Origin of the sequence: Microcoleus sp. K4-B3, assembly GCF_036704615.1 — a bacterium.
Lineage (GTDB): Bacteria > Cyanobacteriota > Cyanobacteriia > Cyanobacteriales > Microcoleaceae > Microcoleus.
This window is the reverse complement of the sequence record NZ_JAUBSF010000213.1, coordinates 1-1,794: the sequence shown is the minus strand read 5'-3', so window position 1 is coordinate 1,794 and position 1,794 is coordinate 1. Positions and strand designations below refer to the sequence as shown.

Annotated in this window: 2 protein-coding genes; one reads left to right on the top strand and one right to left on the bottom strand. The window is 42.0% G+C overall.

Annotated features, from left to right (window positions below; all coding sequences use genetic code 11):
* Nucleotides 1-16: 16 nt before the first annotated feature.
* On the bottom strand, nucleotides 17-1,336 hold the full coding sequence (locus QUA78_RS32455) for an IS4 family transposase (protein ID WP_333307389.1): 1,320 nt from the start codon (nucleotides 1,334-1,336) through the stop codon (nucleotides 17-19).
* An 84-nt stretch (nucleotides 1,337-1,420) separates the two neighbouring features.
* Between QUA78_RS32455 and QUA78_RS32450 the strand changes: the two genes are divergently transcribed.
* Nucleotides 1,421-1,648, top strand: a complete 228-nt coding sequence (locus tag QUA78_RS32450; RefSeq protein ID WP_333307387.1) for a hypothetical protein — start codon at nucleotides 1,421-1,423, stop codon at nucleotides 1,646-1,648.
* The last annotated feature ends 146 nt before the right edge of the window (nucleotides 1,649-1,794 follow it).

The window sequence follows — 1,794 nt, the reverse complement described above, 5'->3', positions numbered from 1 at the left end:
GATCATTGGTAACAAGTTAAGCTTGTATGGCAGTTGTCAAGGGGATTTGAGAAGATGTGTCAAAGAAAAATTGATGATTGCCTCGCTGTCGATCGGGGAAAGGCGCAACAATTAACTTAACATTGGGTTTTCGTTGAGATTTAACAATACCTAAATCTCGATTTTCTGGCGCGGCAAAATACTCGATCGGATCGGTTGCCTTACCTTTTTGGCGGGCTACATAAAAATGGTAAAGGCCCCGGTAAATCATTTCTAATGAAATCGAATCTATTGGTAAAGAGAGTTGGTCAGCCACGGCATCACCTAAATCGACCAAGAGTGCATAAAATATCCAAGTACCCCAGATTTGAAGCTGAATGCCGTTGAGAGAACCAGTCCACAAATAACTTAATCCCAAGAGTCTTTTTACGGTATTGAAAGCTTCTTCAATTCTCCAGCGCCGACGATATAAATCTGCCACCACGTAGGGTGGTAATACTTGAGGGTCAAGCACACTTGTCAAATAAGAATGCCAGGTTTTGCCCGAACGAACTTCTATCAAACGTAAGGTAATAAATGGAGTTTTTGCTGTTCCCGAACCCAAACGTACCAGACTATCTTTAAGGTCGTAACTTTTAGTAAATATTTGCTGTATTTGAATGGATGCTCCTTTTTTTAGACGAGTAATTAAGTGAATATTTCGTTCAATTAATTTGAGCCAAAAGCTAAAATGATAAAATCCCCTATCCAGTAAAAGTAAGGTTTGAGTTGGCACTAATTGCAGGATATTTTTTTCAATATTAACATCAGAAGCTCTCGGGTTTTCCAGAAACCAAATATCAACAGGGAGCCTGGTCATTAAATCTATAACTGTTGCCATTTTTCCTGCCAACTGCCCTTTAGGTAAATCTTCCAGGCTTTTGAGCTTGCAAAACAATGCTTCGAGCGTTGAACTATCCACTATCCAAATTCTCGAAAATTTGGTCAAGGCAAATTGAATGCTTTCTGGTAGAGGTCGTTGGTTTCTCTGATACCAACCAGTTCTTAAAGTTGGCAATAAATTTTTGAAGACTCCCTCAAATAATGTGGCGGGAAAACTTAAAAACCTCTGAGACATTGCTTGTTGAGTGACTGTCGTAGGCCGGCACCACAAAAAACCTTCTCTTGCCAGCATTCTTGTAAGTTCTGTCACCCCCGCTACATCTCGCCACAATAGAGTTAATACTGCTGCTACCATCAACGGCAGGTTAAGAATTCTCCCTCGTAAACCCAGTTGACGGTAGTAATTTTCTTGTGAGGTGATGGCTGGTGTTAATAATGCCGATAGTTGCGAGGCAATCGCTTCATCTTCCACCATCGGTCTTGTGGTTTTTTTGGCGTGGTCACGGTTGGTTTTTTGATTCTTTGCCATATTTGCTGACCTACACAATCGCCCAATTATTTGTCAATTATATCGTTCGATCGTACCAACGCTCGCAATCGAGCGTGCTGGGCCCAACGCTACCGTGCGCTGGCGGTGCAACTATTATCTCGCGCCCGCCATTATTATCTCGCGCCCACCATTATTATCGATCGTCCGTCACTGTTATTGATCGTCCACCACTGTTATCGATCGTCCGCCACTGTTATCGATCGCGGTGCAACACCAATTGAGTCCACAACTTATTAATAATGATAATCGCTGTGGGTGAGAGAGTTCGTCGCAGACGGACTCTCTCACCCTTACCCCCCTATTTGATTATCATTATTATTCCATAATATTTCTATCCCAAGAGGTATTGACAAAATCTACTCCCTTCTAACTTGTTACCAATG

Coding starts and splice junctions, on each gene's coding strand:
- QUA78_RS32455 (WP_333307389.1), bottom strand. CDS start 1,336: ATGGTGGAAGATGAAGCGATTGCCTCGCAACTATCGGCATTATTAACA.